Genomic DNA, 20,252 nt, shown 5'->3' with positions numbered 1-20,252 from the left:
CCAGGAGGAAACCATGAAGAAACTGATCATTGCCCTGAGCCTGACTTCCGCTCTCGCCGCCGCTCACGCCGGGGCGGCCACTGTGACCATCGATTGCGGGGCGGGCACCGCTTACGACCTGTGCAAGGCTGGGGTGAACCGTTGGGCCAAGAAGACGGGCAACACCGTCAAGTTCTTTGAAAGCCCCAACAGCAGCAATGACCACCTCGGCATCATTCAACAGCAGCTGGCCGCAAGGAGCAGTGACATCGATGTGTACCTGCTCGACATCATCTGGCCGGGCCTGCTCTCCGGGCAACTCGTAGACCTGAAGGGCAAGGTCCCCGAATCCGAGTTGAATCAGCACTTCAAAGGCATTTTGGACGCGAACGTGGTGAACGGCAAGCTGGTCGCCATCCCCTGGTACACCGACGCGGGGCTGCTGTACTACCGCACTGACCTGCTGAAGAAATACGGTTTCTCTGGCGCACCCAAGACTTGGGCCGAACTGGCCCTGATGGCCAAGAAGATCCAGGACGGCGAGCAAAAGACCAACAAGACGTTCGTGGGTTTCGTCTTCCAGGGCAAGAACTATGAGGGTCTGACCTGCGATGCCCTGGAATGGATCGTCTCCTTTGGTGGCGGCACCATCGTGGACACTACTGGCAAAGTGACCGTCAACAACCCCAGGGCGGCTGAAGCGCTCGATACCGCTGCCAGCTGGGTGCGGTCCATCAGCCCCGCAGGCATCGCCACTTACAGTGAGGAGGAGGCGCGCGGCGACTTCCAGGCGGGCAACGCGGCCTTTATGCGCAATTGGCCGTACGCCTACGCCCTCGGCCAGGACCAGGCCTCCAAGGTGAAGGGCAAGATCGGCGTCGCTGCCCTGCCCGCGGGGCCCAGCGGTAAGCCTGCCGCTGCTCTGGGCGGCTGGAACCTGGGAGTAAACGGCTATTCCAAGAATCAGGCCATGGCGATCGATTTGATCCGCTATCTGACCGGTCCGCAGGAGCAGAAGATTCGGGCCATAGAAGGGGCTTACAATCCCACCATCCAGAGCCTGTACAAGGATCAGGCCGTACTCAAGGCCAACCCCTTCTTCGGCAGTCTGTACAACGTCTTCACCAGCGCTGTGGCCCGTCCCTCCGGCCCGACCAAGGGTAAGTACAACCAGGTTTCACAGGCGTTCAGCACTGCGGTCAGTAGTGTGCTGAATGGGCAGTCAAACGGACAGGCTGCCGTCGCCAGGCTTTCCACTGACCTCGCCCGAATCAAGGGCCGCGGCTGGTAAACAGAATGTCCCGCTCTGCCGCTCTGCCTCACAGCTTGACCAGAGACGATGAGAGAACGGAAACCTGTCCTGGTTGAGATTCCTCTCGGTATCCCCGCGCTTCAGGCTGGCGATGCTTCTGGACAGTGGCTCCGTATCCGCGGGCATGGGTCGTGGGCCTGCCGGCTCCCTCCCTGTTGATGCCCAGACAGATCAACAGGAAGGGGGAGAGGGGGGAAGGCAGGGCATCAGTTCAACTCCTCGGGCGCTCACTTCTGGTCGGCCCAGTCCTGAATGTCCTGATCCAGCCTGTCCGTCATGCGGCTGGGTCTCTGCTGAAAGGTGGGGGCGAGGCCCTGAACCACTTCGGGCCAAGTGGCCGGATGCTCCTGCCAGGTCCCGGCCTCGATGATCTGGGCGCTGATGCGGCCACTCGCCGCCTCGTCCCACGTCGTGCTCTCGGACGTGATCTCCAGCATGAGAACTCGGCGCCTACCATCAATCCGACCAGGACAACCCTGAGGATGACCAGCCATTGCAAGGCAAGCTCGCGTAGACGAGGGAGCGCAAAACCAGGCGACTGCGTCGGGGTCTTGGAGTGCACGTCGAGATCAGCCATAAAGCGCTTGAGAAAGGAGCGCAAGTCGAGTCTGCTACGGAAATGAATCCGCGTAGGGCCATTCATCCGCAACAACTGCGCATGCTCAACGGCACCCATGTTGTCGGACGGGCACCCAGTGCAGCTGCCCTGAACGCCAGTCCTGCCGTCACTGTCTTAAACCTTGGCCTCAACTCAGCGCTCTTTTTCAAGACCAGGGGGTTTTTATGAGCCGTGTGCTGCAGGTCAATCTTGCGGTACCGGAGCACAACGGCGCAAAGAGCGTTGGCATTACCGGTATTCGTAAACAGCCAGTCACGCATGCCGTAGCCGTACGCGCGCCTGGTCCTAAGGGTTTGTCACCTGAGCGGGCGAGTGGGCTGATTGGGGACCGGATCTTCGACACCATGAACCATGGTGGAGATGACCAGGCAGTATACGCGTATGCACGTGAAGACTACGACTGGTGGGAAAACGAGCTTGGGCGTGAGCTCCCTGGGGGCACCTTCGGCGAGAACCTGACCACATTGGGGGTCGACGTAAACGGCGCCGAAGTCGGTGAAACGTGGCGCATTGGCGATACGTTGGTACTGCAGACCACCTTCGGACGTATTCCGTGCGCGACCTTCCAGTCGAAGATGGGTGAGCCCCGTTGGGTGAAGCGCTTCGCTGCGGAGTGCCGAACAGGGGCCTACCTGCGGGTAATAACTCCAGGTAACGTGTGTGCCGGTGATGAACTGAAGGTGGTGGAACGGCCGGGGCATGGCGTGACCATCGCGGACGCTTTCCGGACCTGGATGCAAGCTCCAGAGCGGCTTGTAGAGTATCTGAAAATTGAGGGGCTACCTGAGGGCCTCAAGGCAGAGATTCGGCACAGACTCAAGCAGTAAGTACCCCGTAGCGCTCCCTTCGTCCTGCTTCTCCACGTCTTGGAAGACATTTACCTCAACCCTGGGCTCCTCCAATCCAAAGACCACGCTCCACACGCAGGCCAGGGGCACCGGGCACGGCAGTCGTTCCAGATGATCATGTAAGACCATGTGTGTTCTCCAACCTGAACCCTTTGGATTTCAGGTGACGAAACAGCCACGCGGTTTTCCATCGCTTGCGGTACAGCGCCAGCAGCGAGACTGCTGGCGCGTTGCCTGCCACGATCACCCGCTCACTGTCCTGCCCCACGGTGGCAGCCACCTGAAGCGGCACGCCATGGACTTCGGCTTCGTGGGAGATCAAACCCCGTTCATCGACTCCCCGGTTCGGCCACCACTGCACGGCGGGTAGGTCATCTATGACGGTGTTGTTGCGCAGACGGATGCAGCAGGGGACGCTACAGATGAGCAGGTGGGTAAGCCAATCGTGGCCAATGAACTCCCGGTCGGCGATCAGTACCTCCACCTGCTGAGCTGACAGGAAGGTAAGGGCGTTGCCGAGCAGGATTTGGCGGACGTGCTGATTACTCCTGCCCCCGTGGGCAGCGGCTCAAAGAGCACGGGCACAGCTACACCTCGCCACACCACAGCCAAGACCAGGACGTTGACGTGCTAGTGGGTCACTTGGCATGGGTGTAGGCATTCACTGGCCGACCTGAAGGGTCGTCGCTCTGGAGCCTCCCAGGGGGTGTCGCCTGGCATAGGCTCGCTGACGGCGAGCCCTTCTTTTTCCACCCCAAACGAACGGAGTGGGATGTGCATTGCATCCTCGAGCAGTGGCTTCCAGCCATTGGATGATTTGTGCCGGGCTGGTCGGCGATTGACCGGCCAATGCTCGACGAACCAGGATGCGCTGAATGGACTCGGCCATGTTGAGCCAACTGCCTGCGACGGGCGTGTACAGCGGCATGATGCCATGCCGCATCAACCAGCAGACCAAGTCTGGTGTCTTATGTCCGACGAGATTGTCGAGTACCAATAACATTCGAAGAGGAGGCAAGGTGTCGAGCAGCGTGAATTTGACGCTCAGTCCTTCTTGCCACCTTTCCCACACCGCACGGTTGTCTGCCGGTGGCAACACCGTTGCCACCGGCAGGCGTTGGAGCACTTCAGAGAGGGTCTGTTGCAGCCAAGGGTGAAGCACCGCATTCGTACAGCTGGTCACTCCACGAACACGGACCTGACCGCTGGCAGGATGAAAGAGGGTCAGCAACTTCGCCGTCCCTGCGCGGACATCCTCGTGTGGGAGACGCGTCGGTTGTCCTGCAGGTTGCCAGGCGCTCCCAGGCTGGAAAATGGCCTGGTAGGGTCCGGCTTCGTCTTCGACCCACACCGCCAGGCCACCTTGTTCCCCTTCAAGGTATGCGCGTTCGATCAGTTTTTTTTGGCCTCGGTATCTGGATCGTGGACAATGACCACGCCGGTTTTGCGTTGACGTTTAGCCTTTCCTGTTTCGCACCAGGTTCGGTCCCGCTGCCAGGTCAACCCGGCTTCGTGTAAGACTCCCAAGATGGTGAAGGTGCTCAAGCGTTCAAATCCGGGTTCACGACGCAGCACCTTTTGCAGGGTCACCAGAGACCAGGTCGCCGTGCCGTCTTGCTCCCGATCGGGGGTACGACGCGCTGTCTCTAAGATACGGTTCCGCTCAGCGGAACCGTAGACGACGGGAGGACGTCCACCTGGACGTGTTTCGAGTGCTTTTAACCCGTGTTGATTGAAGCGGGAGACCAGACGCGCGACCCCCTCACCGGATCGTCGTCCGCACAACCGAGCCGCTTCGGTATAGGCCATGCCGGTCGACACCGCGAGAATCGTCTTCGCCCGGCCGACGACAATCGCTGCGGTGTGATGCGAACGGCTCAATCGCTCCAAGGTCGCGCGTTCCTCTTCGGTCAGGGTTCGTAAAGGGTTTTTCTGGACACGCGGCACCCTAAAAGCCTATACCCAAAGCAAGTGACCCACTAGAACGACGAACCTGAACATGCCCCTCTGGGCGAACGTTACATGCCGCTGACGCGTACCCAAGGAAAGTGATGGCCAACGGAGTGTTCGTCCTTAACTCGGACCGCACGCCCCGGATGCCCTGCACCCCAAAACGGGCCAGGAAGATGCTCGAAGGCGGAAAAGCAGCCGTCTTCAGGCGCTTTCCCTTCATCAGCCCGAAAGCGGAAACGGGCAAGCAGCCTCAACCCCTGACCTTGAAGCTCGGTCCCGGTCGTCTTGCGGCCGGGATGCCCCTGGTCCTCGGCGGAAAGACCGGGAAACAGTGCATCTGGGGCCCTGAACTCATTCATAGAGGACCGGCGGTCAAGCAGAGCTTGATCGCTCGACGTGCCCTGCGCGCTTCTCGCCGGAGTCGCACACTCCGTCACCGTCCCGCCGAGTTCCTGAACCGTACCAAACCAGAGGGCTGGCTTCCTCCGTCCCTGATGCGCCGCGTCCTCACCACCGGGTCCTGGGCGAAGAGACTGGACCGCTTCACGCCCCTGGACGCCTTCTCCATGGAACTGGTGTCGTTTGACACGCAGAAACCCATAAAGCCAGGGCGAGGCCTACCAGAAAGGCACCCTGTTCAGCAGCGGGGTGCTGAGTAATACGGATTCCGAATAATCAGTTATAATAATGAGATCAGAACGGTTACTTTCCAACACACGGCCGAAGACTTCTGGGGCATCTACGGCCGGAGTAGCTGCGCGGTGGAACGACGACGCAGTCACCTCCTCGCGTTCCTGGCAGAAGGGAAAAGCGCTGCTGAAGCCCTGAAGCTCACGGGCTACTCGTATCAAGGTGCAGACAAAATCATCGACGCGTACCACCAACATGGTCTGGCGGGGCTCAAAGATCAGCGACACCAGAACAGTGGTGCACCGACCCTGCTCAGCGACGCCGAAGTGCTCCTCCTGGCGCGGACGATTCGTGCAGACACCGCCGCCGGCGGTGTCTGGAATGGTGCACGAGTGCAGTCCTGGGTAAAGCAGGAATTGGAGAAGGACGTGCATCTGAGCCGCTGTTATGCGTTTTTGGATGCGGTGGGATATAGCCTCCAGGTCCCTCGGCCTCGACATGTCGAGGCCAACCAGGTCACTCAGGAAGCGTTCCAAAAAAATCCTCCCAGCCGTGGTCCAAGCAGCTACGGCGCGTACTGAAGCAACTGGACGAGCGGTAGAAGTCTGGTGCATGGATGAACACCGTGTGGGATTGAAACCCCTCGTCGGCAAACAATGGTCCGAGCGAGGCAAAGCACCGACCGTGCGTGTCCAACACCGGTATGAATGGCTCTATGTCAGTGCGTTCGTCTGTCCTCAGACGGGAGAGAGCCAGTACTGGTTGTTGCCGACGGTCAATACGGCGGCCTTCCAGGCTGTGCTCGATCGCTTTGCCCTCGACACACAGGCTGGAAAGACCCGGGAGATCATCTTGGTCTTGGATGGTGCGGGGTGGCATGCCACCCCGCAGTTAAAGTGCCCACCGGGCATCGAGCTCGTCTTCTTGCCGCCCTACTCCCCAGAGTTGCAACCCGCCGAACGCCTTTGGTCCCTCACCGATGCTCCCTTGAAGAATCGTCACTTCGAAACCCTGGAAGACCTGACCGTGTTGCTTGCGGAGCAGTGTCGTCGGTTGGAACAGCAGAGGGAGAGAATCCGTTCTCTCACCTTCTTCCATTGGTGGCCTTGCATAACAAATTAATCGGAATCCGTATAACATGAAATTAAGAAAAGACCCTAGAGTTGAATTCTAGGGTCTTTTCCGCTATTTGATTTACCAGCAGCGCTTGCTGGTTCCAGTGATGACCGAATACACAACGCTTGCGGCCCCACCTGTCGCTGTCCATAGGATGATCGAGGGCGTAGGAGTGGAATCTGGCGTGACCGGGCCGGAGGTGTTGACGTTCTGGGTACGGACATCGAGGGTGTTCAGATCAAAGTGGCTCATGGATACTCCTATGTGAAAATGAGTGAAGTGATGAAAGGCCTGAGTTGAGTTTTACCAGCAGCGCTTGCTGGTTCCGGTGATAATGGAGTACACCACGCTCGCAGCCTCAATGGTCGAGGCGATAATGGAGATCGCCGGGGTGGAATCTGGCGCAACCGGGCCGGAGGTGTTGACGTTCTGGGTACGGACATCGAGGGTGTGCAAATCAAAGTGGCTCATGGATGCTCCAAGGATGATCGAGGTGGATAACGAGGGACACAGGCACGTGATTTAGGGGCAACGCTTGCTGGTACCAGTGACGACCGAGTACACGGCTCCAACAGAAGCGATTGTGGCCAGGACCGCCGATGCAACCAGAGGAGTGGAGTCGGCAGTCACCGTGCCGGCGGCGTTGAGGTTCTGGGTGCGGACATCGAGGGTGTTCAGATCAAAGTGGTTCATGGTGACTCCTTAAAGAGTGAGAGGCAAAAGAAGGACAGTCGCTATACTGTTTAGAAGCAGTTCTTGCTGGTGCCGCGCAGGGTCAGGAAGACCGAGATGCTGACCGAGAGGGGCAGGAAGATGATGCTGTCGGTGGACGTGCCCGAATCAGCATTGACTTGCTGGGTCCGGAGGTCAAGGGTGGCCAGGTCAAAATTGTTCATATGTCTCTCCAGAAAAAGTCACTTCAGCAATACAAAGGAACTTGTGGTTGCGGTTCAGGGTTGTAGGGCGGGGAAGGCAGCAACCAAGGTAGGGGAGTCCGGTCCCCTCTGCTTGGCTGCTCTTGAGCGTGGATGACCAACCTAATCATCCGTTCCCCCTAGAGGGTGAGAGGGAGAGTCGGACGAGGGTAAGGGTACGGCGGATAAATGATAGGGCTGGTAATAGGAAGAGTGGGCAGGGTGGTAGGATGAATTGGCGGTGCAATGACCTGCAGGGAAGGATTCAACTGAGACTGGCGAATGTCGAGGGAGTTGAGATTGAAAGCCTGCATGGTATCTCCTGGGACCTTGTGATCCTTTTTGCGAGGGCGAAAATGGAGGTGTATAAATGACACCCTGTCGGAATGTTGTCAATAAGAGAAAATGTTGTTTCTATTCTTGAGGAAGGAACAGCTCGTCAGCTCTATAAGCTGCACTTCCGTCATAATGTTTGTATCTGTCACCTCCTTCGGTGTTCATGCCAATCATCTTGCCCAGCCGTAAGGGACAGTACAGGGACACGCGTTTTAGAGCCCATCCGGAAGATGTTTTGAGACGAGCAACGGGGACGAGTTTGCGCCAGATGATGAGGCAAGCGGCCAACTCGACAAAGCCGGGATGGAGGTCTTGCCGCTTCTCCCAGCGCGTCTGGAGGCGACGGAAACGGTTGAACCAACTGTGACCCACCTCAACCACCGACCGCCGAGGTGGGTGCCGTTGTGGATCACCAGGAGCAGGAATGGGCTGAGCGGCCGCCGATGTCTTGGGGATGTGCGCGACCAGACCTTGATCCATGGCCAGTTGACGACACGCAGGCGTGTCGTACCCACGGTCCAGCAGGAGACGGCGCTGTTCCTGCTCTACAGGAGCAGCAACGACGACAGCATCGGGGGCCCCGCTGAGCACCGTGCTGTCATGTTGATTGGCACCACACAGCACGACCGAGAGCGGAATACCTTTGGCGTCGGTGAGCAGGGTGCGTTTACACCCAGCCCTTCCTCGGTCGGTGGGCTGGCGGCCCGTGGCTTCGGGCGCACCAGCGCCTTTTCCCAACGGGGCCTTGAGCATGCTCCCGTCGGCGGTTTGCCATTCCCACAGGGTGCCGAGTTCCTGGTCGTACTCTTCGGGTACCATCGCCCACGCCGTGCGGAAGCAATCGTGCTCCACCCAGGCGCAGAACCGCTCGTGGACAGTCGATTGCGGACCGTACCAGCGGGCCAACTGGCGCCACTGACGGCCGGTTCGGGCCAGCCAAATCAGCCCACTGAAGATCGGGAGGGCGTCCCACGCGGGACGCCCACTCTTTTTCCTGGGTTTGTTGATCACCAGCACAGGTGCCAGACGGACCCAACGCTCGCCCGATACCTCCCGTTCTGGTCATTGATCTTGGTGCGGTTGCGTCGTCACTGCCTCTCAGTAGACCAATATCTTCCCGATAGGCTCTTAGGCTGATCGGCGCTGAGGGGAGTCGTTTCACCTCCCACAGATTCACTCGCGTTCCTGGGTCAGGAAAGGTCCTCAGGGCATATGCCATGGAGAGGGAGCCAGGCTGGACGCCAGTGCAGATCGAGCGCCTCCTGAATGGGGACCGACCCTAAAGAGCGGCGGCTGTACTGCTCCCGTCTGGGCCCCTGTAGAGCAGAGGAAGGGGCCCCAAGCTCTTCTGTCCCTGGTGCCGCGCGAGTGTCCCTTTGGTGTCCCTCTGCCTCGACTAAAGTGAGGTCAGAGGTGAAGATGATGAATCCAAAAAAAGTTATTGGCGTTGTGCTGTTGATGGTTCTTTCGTGCTCGGCTCGGGCAGCGGCCGTTACCCTCCCTGGAGCCCCGCCGGTTGCGGCCCCTTCTGCCCTACATAACTCAGATGATGTGCGGACCAATCCACCCAAAAATCCAATTGTAGTGCCCGGTGGTATACCTTCTCCCGAATGAATTCGGGGAAGAAGACATATGCTCACTGATAAAGCCAAAGAAGCACTTATACAACACCACTTACAATTGATTTTATGTGTTCTGGAAAATAGAAGTCCAGAATTACCTATCAACTATAGTTCCCTTAAAACAAATCATACAGCTCTACTCAATGAATTAAAGACCATGTCAGAAAAAATGATACCATCTGATTCAATAAAGATTCGCAGTGCAGTTGAATCAATCGAATTACTCCTGATTAGTTGATCTGATCGTATTTAAAACTTGGTAATTGACCATATTCATTTTCAACCATTCTGGCGTATCGCTTATAGGCAAAGCGAGCGCCAGAATCATTTTTGCTCGTCTTCAGCTTGCGGATAAGCTGCAGATGCAACTCATGGTCAAGGGGATCGAGGTCGACCAGGCGCTCCTGTGCCCAGATCTGTTCGGACTGATTCGCTGCCTGCTCGGTCAGCCAGGTCGCGGCTTCCAGAACCAGATCGCGCACCTCGCTGGCCAGTTGTTCACCCCACTCGCTGCTCAATTCTCTCAGCCCACGCCCGTCGAACGCCGCGACGCCCGCCTGCATTCCCTCCGGTTCCCCTTCCTTCAGCGCCGCCTTGAGCTTTTGCAGATCGGTGGACAGGGCGAACTCCGGTGCGACGGCGTAGCGGCCTTGTTCGAAGGGCAACGGGTTGAACCACAGAGGTTGGAGGCCCGAGAGAACGGCGCGCAGTCGCCGAACGGAAACCTTGAAATACTCGATGTTGCGCTGGTCTGCGTCTCCATCCCAAAGGGCATCGATAATTTCTTCCCGGGTTGAAGGGCCCCGGACGACGAGCAGCATCAGGATTTCACGCGACTTGCTGTGGGGGATTTTCACCGGCTGCTTTCCCAGCAAGACGTTCAGTCGGGGTCCCAGAAGTTCCACTTCCAGGGGAATTTGATCCTGGGCAGCCTTCGCCAGCATCGCCGTCGTTTGTGGCACACCGGAGAAGATGCCGAGGCCCCAGCCGCGGTCTGCCGCCGCTGCACTGAGGGTCGGCACCAGATCCGCATCCAGCTGCAGGAGATGCAGACTCCCAAACCGCTGAATGCCGGCCGTGATTGCCCCGGTTTCCGCCCGGCCCAACTCCCCCTTTCGGGCCAGAACCTCTGACAGCAGGACCTGGGCCCGAAACTGATGCACCACGCTCTGGTCCTGCTCGAGACTGAGCGCGAAGTGCCGGCGGGCCTCCTCCGCCTCCCCTTCGAAGAATGCCTTGACACCCCGGAAAAATGCAGTGAAGTCCTCCTGCCTGGCGTTGTCCTGTATGGCCCGCATGAATGCCCGCGCTTCCTCAGGGCGATTCAGGCGGTACATCACCTCCGCCAGCTTGCCCGTCAGGCGTAGGGTCAGATAGGGCTCCTGCCGCTGCAACGCCTGCTGACGCAGGTGAGCGTAGAGCGCGCGCGCTCCTTCAAAATCGCGTGCCCAGAAGCTCAAGTTGCCTTGCATCTCGGAGAGCATCAGCGCGTCAAACGCTTCGGTATCCAGGGCCGAGCGCAGCGCCTCCTCGCACACAGCCATTCCTAAGGCCGTCTCTCCAGTCAGCCCATACACGTAGGCGAGTTCCCATGCGGGTCTGAGCACCGCCTGATGTGCTCCAGCCAGATGGAAATAGCGGATCGCCTCCGTGGCCCAGTGGCGGACGTCATCAAAGCGTGAGGCCTGCAGCGCGGACTGGGCCGCCATCTGGTACAGCGAAGCGAGTTCAAGGGGATCCTGGCGGTCCTGGGCCTTCGACAGGGCCACCTGGGTGACTTCAAGGGCTTTGAGGGCCTGACCAGAGGCCGTGAGGACATGCGCTTGCATTAACTGCAACCGGGTGGTCCAGGGGCTGACCGTTTTCTCCAGGGCCGCCTCAACGTGTGTCTGGGCGATTTGAAGTTGTCCCTGCCGGATGGCGGCGTCTGCCAGCGCGAGCGCCACCTCGGGAATAGTGTCCACCTGCGCCGCGCGCAGCGCGCGTAATATCGGCTCTGCCTGACGTGCCTGGCCAGTACGCGACAAAATGAGTGCAGCCAGGCCCTGCAGGGGGCGGGGCAGCTCTCGCCAGTCGATGTCGCGCAGTAACTGGGCCGCGACGTGGTATTCACTCCGCTGAATCAAATTGAAGGTGAGCTGTTCGAGGAGCCGCAGCAGGTCCGTCGTGTTGGCCCCCCGGCGGTAGGCCTGGAGAGCTCCGATCAGGTTCCCCGACTGCTCTTCCAGCCTGCCGGCACGGCCGTAGAGTTCCGAAGCCCGTTCTTCCTGGTAGGACAACTCCCGTTCCAGTTCTCCCACGATCAGCTGGTGGGGCCGGTACAAACCCTGGCCCAGCGGCGTGAGCGGCAACCCATGCTGAACCAACTGCTCCAGCCAGCCGTAGGGCAATTGGATGCCCAGGTCCCGCACCCGGGTCTCACTCCAGACCGCGAGCACTGCCGCCTCAGGCAGTGTGGCCCGCAGGGTGTCAGGCAAAGCGCTCAGCGCTTCCTGAATGATCTGAGAGGGCGAGATATAGAGGGCCGTGTTCCCGCTTGTCAGGGCCAGCCCCGCCGGCCAACCCTCCAGGCCGGCGCTGAGCGCCTCTGCATGTTCGGTGACCCCACGGACCTGCAGGTAAAGCTGGGCCTCCTCGGGGGTAAAGGCCAGGTCACGCGCTCCCAGGATCAGCACCTGGGCTTGAGCGCTCAGCCGGGCAATGCGCAGGTGGGCCCCGTCATAGCTGCCCATCAGGACCTGGTGACCTTCAGGCAGGGACTGCAGAAATGTCTCCAACCAGCGGCTGCTGGCCGGCATGAGGTGGTGTCCCTGGTCGAGAATCAGCCGCAGGTTCACGTCTGCCGCCGCCAGGTCGCGGGCGAGGGCACGCGCCGTGATTTCGCTTTGCGTGGGTTCTTCACAGGCCGCCTGGAAGCGGGTCAGGGCCAGGCCGGGCAGGGAGCGGCCGATGCTGTAAGCCAGGGCTTCAGCGAGGGCCAGGGGATCAGCCATGTCCGGGGTCAGGGTTAGCCAGGCCACCTTCTGCTGCGTGGCGCGAGCGTACTGACCCAGCAGCGTGGTTTTTCCATATCCAGAGGGAGCCAGGAGGGCGATCAGCCGGGCATCGTCTTCCAGGGTGAGCCGTTCGAGCAGGTGTGGGCGGGAGAGTTCGGCGCGCAGTGCCCGGGGCACCTGTACGTTGAGCAGCCAATCTTCGCGTTCGTTCATGAGGGTGAGGCTCAAGCCTAGCGGAAGTGGGCGCCACGCCTTGCTTCATTTGCACACCCCGCCAGTCTCCGGAGTGTCCCCCGGGCCGCTCTAGGGTCTCCCCAGACATCAACGGAGGTTGTGTATGACAGACCGTTCCCCCACCGCACACAGGGCGTCCACCCCCTCTTCACTCCGGAGGCTGGCCCGCCAGTTCGCGCTCCCGCTGTCCATCTGGCGCCTGTGCCTGATCACCGCCGGCGTTTCGTCGCTCTACCTTCCGCTCAACAGTCTGGAATTCAATCCGAACGCCGCTTTTGTCTGGATCGCTGTATTTTTCCTGCCCAGCATCGTCCTACATGAGCTGGGGCATGCCCTGGCCGGACGCCTGCAGGGCATGCGTTTTGCTGGACTGGTGGCAGGACCGTTGAAAATCGAGTTGCGAGGCCGCCGCCCTGCACTGACGTTCAGCACCTACCGCGCCAGTGGAGGGCAGGCGCTGCTCGATCCCGGGCCGCCCACCGGGCTGCGTCACCGGTTGGCCTGGATGTTTTTGGCCGGTCCCCTGACCAACCTCCTCGTGGCAGCCGTCACCTATCCAGTGCTGTGGGTCGCTGGTCCCCATTGGCCAGCCGCGGTGGTCGCGCCCCTGTTCGCCCTGAGTGCCATCAATGCCATCGGCGGCGTCATGAACCTGGTGCCCAGTTTCACGCCGGGCATGGCTGTCAGCGATGGAGACGCCCTGTTGACCCTGCTCCGTTCCCGCAGGGAGGCGCCGGAAGCAGTGGCCCTGGGCAGCCTGATCACCCTGACGGGTACCGGTACCCTTTCGCCCGCCTGGGCAGCGCAACTCCGGTACAGCCAGCCCGCCGGAGACCTCAACCGCTATATACGCGGCATGGCCCTGCATGGTCACGCAGTGCGTGAAGAAGACCGGGCTGAAGCCCTGCGCCAGGCCCAGGACATGGTCAACATCGCTGCCGATCTGCCCACCTTCTTCCGCCGTAGTGCTGCGCTGGAGCTTGTCCTGGCGGCACCAGAACCTGATCCGCAGGCCATCGACCAGGCACTCCAGGCCCTGAGCCGGCGTGAGCAGGGCCTGCTCCGTTCGTTCGGCACCCTCGACCGGGCCCTGGCGGTACTGGCCATGGCCAGGGGAGACCGGGAAGCCGCCCTGGGGGCTGTCTCCCGCGGCCTTGAAGCTGCACGAACCTTTCAGAGACGCAGTCTCAGCCGCGCCAACAGCACTGACCTGACGGTCCTCGAGCGTCTCGCCTCGCAGCTCTCCCGCTGAGCCTCTTTTTCGCTGTACCCCTGGGTCCCCATTGCCCTGCCCGATTTCAAGGAGATTTCAAGATGACTGACCCCCGTATTGGTGTGATGGCCCGCGCAGCGCTCTTTCCGACCCAACTGGTCCAGACCTTCCTGGCCGGTACCCGGCCTGAAATCCAGCGCTTGAGCGATCTCGCCAGCCATCAAGGCTTTATGGAAGCCTTGACGATCGCCTCACCCACCCTCGCCGACGAACTTGCAGGTGTCCATCCGGGTTGGCCGGAAAAGCGCTTACGCAGCCTGATGGGCGGCGTCACCCGCTACCTGCTGCGCGCCACCACGCGCTGCACGCCCTTCGGGGCCTTTGCCGGCGTTCGCGCCCTACCGGTCGGGGAGGACACCGCGCTCACCCTGGGTGAACTCGGAGCGCACCGGAAAACCCTACGGGTTGATGCTCAGCAGGTGTGGCAGCTTGTGAAACAGCTTGAGGAGCGCGGCGCCCTGGTTGACGATCTGTACGTGTATGCCAACCCCACGCTCTACCAGCGGGGGGAACGGTTGCGCCTGCCCTACCAGGACACCTATGGACAGGGGCGTGACAGCATGCAGCTGTCCCTGCGCGCCACACCCGTGGTCGCCCGGGTGATGGAGCTTGCCGCCCGTCCTGTCCAGTTGCGGGCACTCCTGGGCCGGCTCCAGGAGGAATACTCCGACGCGCCGCTGAGCTACATCCGTCCCTTCGTGTTGAAGCTGGCCGAACAGCAGGTCCTGCTCAGCACGCTGCGTCCACCCATGACCGAGTCCGACCCACTCAGGTACGTGGCCCAGGTCACGCCCGCCACGGAGGCGGCGCAGGACCTGCGGGCCCATATGACCACCCTGCTTGATTTGACCCGCCAATACAACGAAACGGCGGTGGGAGAAGGCGTGAGGACGCTGCGGGCCCTGCTGGACGAGCTGAAGTTTGAGTCTGGTCAGGCGCAGCGACATGTTCAGGTGGATACACGGCTGGACGCCAGCGGCACTTTTGGCAGGGGTGATCTGCAGGCCCTTTCGGAGGCCGCGCGTGCCCTCACCCGGCTGCTCCCCCAGCCCAGCCATTCCCACCTCACCGAATTTGCTGACGCCTTTCTGGAACGCTATGGCAACCGCGAAGTGCCGCTGCTGGAACTGCTGGACCCCGACTATGGTCTGGGAGCGCCTGCTGGGTACGCCAACCCTGCATCAACCCGTACGGTCTCAGCGCCCCCCCACGACCGCAACGCCCTGATCCACCGTGTGTTGGCCCGTGCGGCTGGGAGTGGCGCGGTGGACCTGCAGGCAGAGGGGCTGGTGCCCGACGAAGAAAGGCCGCTGCCCGAAAGCATCGACGCGTTCGTCCGGCGGGCACCCCGCGAGGACGGCGAAGCGTGGCTGGTGCTCGAAGGCCTCCACGGCCCCGGCGGCAACACCTTTGGGCGGTTTACCCACGTCGATCCGGAGCTTCACGCCCACTGGCTCGTCCGGGCCCGTCAGGAAGAGGCCGTCTCCGACTTGATCGTCTCAGACCTGGTGTATTCCGAGGGGAGCGGTCACGCCAACAACGTGGCCATTCACGCCCCGATCTACCAGCATCAGACCGCTGTGGCGAGTACCCCGGGCGTTCCCCATGACCGGCACATCATGCCCAGTGACGTGATGGTGGGTGTTCAGGGTGGACGCTTCTACTTCCGTTCCAGGAGCCGTGGCGTGCAGTTGCGCTTCCGAACGCCGCATGTCCTCAACCCGGCCCTGGCCCCCAATGTGGTTCGGTTCCTTCAGGAGTGCAGCGAGATGCACGCCCCCGAGGTGCCGCACTGGTCCTGGGAAGGGGCGGCGGAACTCGGGCAGCTGCCCCGGGTGACCTACGGCCGCGTGGTGCTGTCTCCGGCGCGCTGGCGCCTGCCCAGGACCGTGATCGAGGCTGAGGACTTCGCCACGGCGCTGGGGCAGTACCGGATGACCTGTGGTCTGCCCCGGTTCGCGTATGCCGGCCGCGGTGACAACCGGCTGCTGCTGGACCTTGATGCGCCCCTGTGCCAGGAGATGCTGCGCGGGATTGTCAGCAAGGAGTCCGAGGTGCTCGATGAGGCGCTGGGCGACTACAACAGCGTTGAAGGCCGCTCGCCAGCCGGACGCCACGCTGTGCAGTACGTCGTGACTTTCCCCCTGGCCGGGGTGACCCTGCCGCACGTGGCACCCCGGGTGGATGAACGCCCTGACGAGAGCCTGCGGTGGATCCTGCCTTTTCAGGGCGGCGTGTACCTGAAGCTGTACGGGCCGCACATCATGCAGGACGACGTGATTACAGCGATGCAGGCGGCCACGGCGCTGGCCTTTGCGGAATGTGGCGCGCTGGCACCGCAACCGGACGCCTGGTTCTTCATCCGCTACGCCGACCCGGACCATCACGTGCGCTGGCGCCTGTTCGGTGCAGGTCCGGTCTTCGAGGCCACTGCCCAGCGTCTCTTACGGGAAGCGGCTGTGCTGCAGCAGCGAGGACTCGTGACCCGGGTCGAGCTGGCGAGCTACGAACGTGAGATCGAGCGGTACGGTGGCAACGCCGGAGTGCAGGTGAGCGAAGGTATTTTCGCTGCCGACAGCGCCTGGCTGGCCGAACTTCTGGGCGGCGCGATGCCGGCGGGAGACGCCCGTCTGCCTTTTGTGGCTGCCACGGCGGACGGCCTGCTGGACGCCCTGCAACTGGACGCGCCGACCCGCCGCTGGGCGCTGGAGATGGCCTGTGCCGGGTATCGCCAGGAATTTACCCGTACGCCTGGGGATACCGAGCACATTGAGCGTGTCCTGAGTCAGGACGCCCGTCAGCACCGGGCTGCGGTCTGGCAGCATCTCGCCGGGCTGTATCCCGCGCATGGGGAATTGCTGTTGCCCGGTACGGCCCTGTTGCGGGAGCGGCTCGCGCCCCTGGTTCCGGCCTTTCACCCCATGGTCGACCGCACCAGGGATCCCGAGCGCGCCGCCCTGATGCTGAGCAGCTTTATGCACATGCACGCCAACCGGGCCCAGCTCGACCGCTTTCAGGAGTTCCGCGCGCTGAACCTGCTGCTCAAGACCCATCAGGGCTTTGCCCACCACCTGCCCAGAACCCTTGACCCGCGCGCCTTCCAGGACAACTCGGCGCCGCGTTTCCCGGCCACCCCGGCCAGGAAAGGAGCCCACGCATGAAGACCATCGCCATTCTCGGCCAACAGGCCCAGGCACTCCAGCCTCATCTGCAGCTTCAGCCCCTGCGCATCAAGGACATCGACCTGCAGTGCGCGTTGGTGCCGATGCCCCTGGCCCGGCCCACGGCCAGCCAACTGGGGGACCAGGACGTGCTGGTGCGTGTCCACGCCTTCTCGTGCAACTACCGCGATCAGGGACTGCTGCTGCAGGCGTACAGCGCTGATCCCAGGACGTGCCTGTGGCCAGTCGGCTCCGAGTTCGCCGGTGAGGTCCTCGCCACGGGTGCGGGCGTCACCAGTTTGCGTCCGGGCGACCGCGTACTCGGCAACCACGCCTACGTTGGTCGGTATCACGCGCAGGGGCAGAACGACGGGGTCATCACCAACCACGCTTCCCTCGAAGAGCAGGTGCATCCAGCCCGCAAGCTGCTGCGCGTTCCGGATGTCATGGATGACGTGACCGCGGCCGCCTTCTCGCTCGGGGCCCAGACGGCCTACTCGATGGTGCGCAAGGCCCGGTTGCAGCCTGGTGACCACGCCCTGGTCATGTCAGCAGCGGCCAACACGTCACTGTTCGTGCTGGGGGCGCTGCGGGCTCGGGGAATTGAGGTCACGCTCTGCTCGTCCTCGCCATACGCTTCGCAGTTGGCGACCCGGTTCGGGGCCCGGGGGCTGGTGCCGAGCGGTGAGGGAACGGCCGACCGGCTGCTCGCGGCGGCGACGGCCATCGGGGGCTTTGACGCGGTTCTCGATCCTTTTCTGGATCTGAACGCGGTGGTGGCTCTCCCCGCTTTGAAGCCGGGGGGGCGTTACGTGAGCTGCGGCTACCTGCATCAGGTCGCCCACGCGTACGACTACCGCACGCCGCACTTCACTGGCCTCAGTGAACTGCTGAGTCTGGGCATCTTGAACAACATCGAACTGCACCTGAACTGCTTGGGGCACACCGATGACCTGCAACGGGCCCTGGCGGATTACGAGGCCGGGCGGCTGGAAATTCTGGTCGATACGGTTTTCGGACCGGGACAGGAGGCCGCCTTCCTGCGGCGGACCTTCGAGGACCGCGAACGGACCGGGAAGGTCGTGTACCGCTATGCAGGGGAGGTGCGCGCGTGAGCGGCACACCCGTGGGGACCCGCCAGAGCCTGATCCTGTACAGCCGTACGCTGGGCCTGGTATGGCGGGCCGACCGAGCAATGAGTGTGGCGGTCATTCTGCTGACCCTGCTGCGGGCGCTCTCACCCGTGGCCACCCTCTACGTGAGCAAACTGCTGCTCGACGCCGTAGCCGGGGTGCTGACCGGCAGCCTGTCCCAACACGTCTGGCCCACCTTTCTGGTCCTGGTGGGCCTACAGACCGTGGTCTTTGCGGCCAGCGCCGTCGCCAGTCACGCCTCCCAGGCCTGCACGGAGGTCCTGGCCGAAGCACTCAAGCGCCACTGCACAGCAATGATTCTGGAGAAGACCACAGCGCTGGAGATCCCCAAGTTTGAGAACCCAGCAGTCCACAACGCCATCCGGGTGGCCATGAACGATGTGGGTCTGCGGCCCCTGAGCGCACTGGTGCAGGCCCTGACGTTGCTTCAGACCGTCCTGACGCTCACCACCCTCACGGCCATGCTGATGTCGCTCGGCGGCACTGTGGTCCTGCTGCTCGTTGCCGCTGCCATTCCGCTGGGATGGGTGTCATTCCACTTCAACAGGGCTTCCTTGGAAGTCGACCTGGCCTTTACAGAGAGTGCCCGAGCGCAGAACTATCTGGCTGCCGTGATGACTTCTGACCAGGCGGCCAAGGAACTGCGGGTCTTTCCGTTGGCCAGCCACTTGATGGGGCGGTGGCAGGAGCACTACCACCTGTACCGTGCCGCCTTCGTCAAGCTTGTGCGGGGCCGTTCCGTGGCCCACAGCATTACGGCCGTGCTCTCCACCCTCTTTACGAGCGCGGCCGCCCTATTGATCTTGCGGCGGGTTCTGGACCACTCCATCACAGTGGGTGACTTTGCCTTCCTGACCGGAGGTGTGGCTCAGATTCAGGCCCAGTTCTCCGCCTTGGCCAACTTCTTCGCCAAGTCGCACGAGAACCTGCTGTATATGCACCACTTCTTTGACTTTCTCGATCTTCAAAACCGCGATCCACAGGCAGGTGACGAGTGGACCGAGCCGCTGCGTGACATCGAGTTCGACAGCGTGACCTTTACCTATCCGTTGACCGACCAACCCGTGCTGCACGATGTGAGTTTCCGCGCCCAGGTCGGGCAGGTGCTGGCCATCGTTGGAGAGAACGGAGCTGGAAAATCGACCCTGATCAAGCTCCTCACAAGGCTCTACGAACCTACTGGCGGCACCATACGCTTCAATGGACGTGACATTCACGCCTACAGCACGGCCAGCCTGCAGCGTCAGATCAGTGCAATTTTCCAGGACTTCGGGCAGTACCACATCAGTGCGGCCGAAAATATTGGTGCTGGACTTCCCACCACGCCCGAAGGCCTGAAGCAGGCCGCTGCGCTGTCCGGAGCCTTGGAATTCGTGGAACGTCTGCCCGAAGGCTACGACAACACGTTGGGCCGGACCTTCAGCGGAGGAGTTCAACTCTCAGGCGGACAGTGGCAGCGCATCGCTCTGGCGCGGCTGTACCACAAGCCCGCGCGGTTGTGGGTCCTCGACGAACCCACCTCGGCCCTCGATGCTCACGCCGAACCTGTGATCCTGCACAGCCTGGAGCAGGGCCGCCATGACCGCCTGGCACTGGTGATCACCCACCGAATGAATACCGCTCGGCATGCCGACCAGATTCTCGTACTTGACCAGGGCCGCGTTACCGAAATGGGTGACCACGAGGACCTGATGGCGCTTGGCGGACAGTACGCCCAGATGTACACCACGCAGGCCACCAGCTTCCTACCGCCGCTTGCCGCCGCTGAACCCCACACCCCTGCTGCATCCGCTTGATACCCAGGGCGTATCCGCTCTGGATTGAGAAGGAGGTGCCCTTTGGGTCACCTTCTTCTTACCAGCTGTGAAACCAAAAGGAGAAAGGCGACCCGGAGGCCGCCTTGATCTCTCCAATATAGGATGGTATTCACCGCTTGTCAAATCATGCAGCCGGGATGCGAACGAAAGTCTGCACCGGACCGCACTGCTTCCGGAAATTTGCGACGTGCTGAACGCCGTTTGGGTACGAGACGTCTTTGTCCTTTTTCATCCTGCAAAAGCAGGGATTGAGCCAGGGAAGACCCAGGATGCAGGGGAGTGGGCTGA

The 20,252-nt window shown here is 61.7% G+C and carries 18 protein-coding genes and 1 pseudogene; 9 read left to right on the top strand and 10 right to left on the bottom strand.

Annotation, left to right across the window (positions count from 1 at the left end; translation table 11 throughout):
* The first annotated feature begins 13 nt into the window (after nt 1-13).
* Nucleotides 14-1,270, top strand: a complete 1,257-nt coding sequence (locus B9A95_RS06255) for an ABC transporter substrate-binding protein (protein ID WP_084046074.1) — start codon at nt 14-16, stop codon at nt 1,268-1,270.
* A gap of 248 nt (nt 1,271-1,518) precedes the next feature.
* Here B9A95_RS06255 and B9A95_RS06250 read toward each other — a convergent pair whose 3' ends face one another.
* Nucleotides 1,519-1,728 (bottom strand): hypothetical protein, encoded by a 210-nt coding sequence (locus B9A95_RS06250; protein WP_084046073.1) that lies wholly within the window; start codon nt 1,726-1,728, stop codon nt 1,519-1,521.
* 346 nt (nt 1,729-2,074) lie between these two features.
* On the opposite strand from B9A95_RS06250, the gene B9A95_RS06245 reads away from it, so the two are divergent.
* Entirely contained in the window at nt 2,075-2,737 is a 663-nt protein-coding gene (locus B9A95_RS06245; protein ID WP_084046072.1) for an MOSC domain-containing protein, read from the top strand.
* 136 nt (nt 2,738-2,873) lie between these two features.
* On the opposite strand, the gene B9A95_RS06240 is transcribed toward B9A95_RS06245, so the two are convergent.
* From B9A95_RS06240 to B9A95_RS06230, 3 genes are all read right to left on the bottom strand, one after another.
* A complete protein-coding gene (locus tag B9A95_RS06240) occupies nt 2,874-3,242 on the bottom strand; it encodes a hypothetical protein (RefSeq protein WP_084046071.1) in 369 nt (122 codons plus the stop codon).
* A gap of 177 nt (nt 3,243-3,419) precedes the next feature.
* Complete coding sequence (locus tag B9A95_RS06235) at nt 3,420-4,109, bottom strand: transposase (protein WP_084046070.1); 690 nt, start codon at nt 4,107-4,109, stop codon at nt 3,420-3,422.
* Nucleotides 4,110-4,150: 41 nt separating this feature from the next.
* Complete coding sequence (locus tag B9A95_RS06230; protein WP_084046069.1) at nt 4,151-4,705, bottom strand: helix-turn-helix domain-containing protein; 555 nt, start codon at nt 4,703-4,705, stop codon at nt 4,151-4,153.
* Nucleotides 4,706-4,809: 104 nt separating this feature from the next.
* Here B9A95_RS06230 and B9A95_RS06225 point away from each other — a divergent pair, with 104 nt between their 5' ends.
* The 3 genes from B9A95_RS06225 to B9A95_RS06215 all read left to right on the top strand — a co-directional run bounded on the left by B9A95_RS06225 (nt 4,810) and on the right by B9A95_RS06215 (nt 6,463).
* A complete protein-coding gene (locus B9A95_RS06225) occupies nt 4,810-5,370 on the top strand; it encodes an RRXRR domain-containing protein (protein ID WP_084046068.1) in 561 nt (186 codons plus the stop codon).
* A gap of 102 nt (nt 5,371-5,472) precedes the next feature.
* A complete protein-coding gene (locus tag B9A95_RS06220; protein ID WP_084046067.1) occupies nt 5,473-5,922 on the top strand; it encodes a winged helix-turn-helix domain-containing protein in 450 nt (149 codons plus the stop codon).
* Nucleotides 5,840-6,463: an IS630 family transposase gene (locus B9A95_RS06215; protein ID WP_170928465.1), complete on the top strand. Its 624-nt coding sequence runs from the start codon at nt 5,840-5,842 to the stop codon at nt 6,461-6,463. Before B9A95_RS06220 ends, B9A95_RS06215 begins: the two co-directional genes overlap by 83 nt.
* Nucleotides 6,464-6,535: 72 nt before the next feature.
* Here B9A95_RS06215 and B9A95_RS33335 read toward each other — a convergent pair whose 3' ends face one another.
* The 6 genes and pseudogenes from B9A95_RS33335 to B9A95_RS06200 all read right to left on the bottom strand — a co-directional run bounded on the left by B9A95_RS33335 (nt 6,536) and on the right by B9A95_RS06200 (nt 12,538).
* On the bottom strand, nt 6,536-6,709 hold the full coding sequence (locus tag B9A95_RS33335) for a hypothetical protein (protein ID WP_170928464.1): 174 nt from the start codon (nt 6,707-6,709) through the stop codon (nt 6,536-6,538).
* Between the two features lie 51 nt (nt 6,710-6,760).
* Entirely contained in the window at nt 6,761-6,928 is a 168-nt protein-coding gene (locus B9A95_RS33330; RefSeq protein ID WP_170928463.1) for a hypothetical protein, read from the bottom strand.
* A gap of 51 nt (nt 6,929-6,979) precedes the next feature.
* The gene (locus tag B9A95_RS33325) at nt 6,980-7,150 is read right to left on the bottom strand and encodes a hypothetical protein (RefSeq protein ID WP_170928462.1); all 171 of its coding nucleotides are present in this window, start codon (nt 7,148-7,150) and stop codon (nt 6,980-6,982) included.
* A 50-nt stretch (nt 7,151-7,200) separates the two neighbouring features.
* A complete protein-coding gene (locus B9A95_RS33320) occupies nt 7,201-7,353 on the bottom strand; it encodes a hypothetical protein (RefSeq protein WP_170928461.1) in 153 nt (50 codons plus the stop codon).
* Between the two features lie 432 nt (nt 7,354-7,785).
* Nucleotides 7,786-8,748, bottom strand: a pseudogene (locus B9A95_RS06205) (IS5 family transposase); the annotation flags it as partial.
* Between the two features lie 811 nt (nt 8,749-9,559).
* Nucleotides 9,560-12,538, bottom strand: a complete 2,979-nt coding sequence (locus B9A95_RS06200; RefSeq protein WP_139806516.1) for an AAA family ATPase — start codon at nt 12,536-12,538, stop codon at nt 9,560-9,562.
* A gap of 124 nt (nt 12,539-12,662) precedes the next feature.
* On the opposite strand from B9A95_RS06200, the gene B9A95_RS06195 reads away from it, so the two are divergent.
* The 4 genes from B9A95_RS06195 to B9A95_RS06180 all read left to right on the top strand — a co-directional run bounded on the left by B9A95_RS06195 (nt 12,663) and on the right by B9A95_RS06180 (nt 19,943).
* Nucleotides 12,663-13,811 (top strand): metalloprotease, encoded by a 1,149-nt coding sequence (locus B9A95_RS06195; RefSeq protein ID WP_084046062.1) that lies wholly within the window; start codon nt 12,663-12,665, stop codon nt 13,809-13,811.
* Between the two features lie 62 nt (nt 13,812-13,873).
* Nucleotides 13,874-16,993 (top strand): lantibiotic dehydratase, encoded by a 3,120-nt coding sequence (locus B9A95_RS06190; RefSeq protein ID WP_084046061.1) that lies wholly within the window; start codon nt 13,874-13,876, stop codon nt 16,991-16,993.
* Nucleotides 16,990-18,108, top strand: coding sequence for a quinone oxidoreductase family protein (locus B9A95_RS06185; protein WP_084046060.1), 1,119 nt, complete (start codon nt 16,990-16,992; stop codon nt 18,106-18,108). Before B9A95_RS06190 ends, B9A95_RS06185 begins: the two co-directional genes overlap by 4 nt.
* Complete coding sequence (locus tag B9A95_RS06180) at nt 18,105-19,943, top strand: ABC transporter ATP-binding protein (protein ID WP_084046059.1); 1,839 nt, start codon at nt 18,105-18,107, stop codon at nt 19,941-19,943. The genes B9A95_RS06185 and B9A95_RS06180 overlap by 4 nt, the downstream gene beginning before the upstream one ends.
* Nucleotides 19,944-20,252 lie beyond the last annotated feature (309 nt).

This window comes from Deinococcus hopiensis KR-140 (assembly GCF_900176165.1).
In the GTDB taxonomy this organism is placed as follows: domain Bacteria; phylum Deinococcota; class Deinococci; order Deinococcales; family Deinococcaceae; genus Deinococcus; species Deinococcus hopiensis.
The sequence above is the reverse complement of the archived record's forward strand: the minus strand, read 5'-3'. Positions and strand labels throughout refer to the sequence as shown.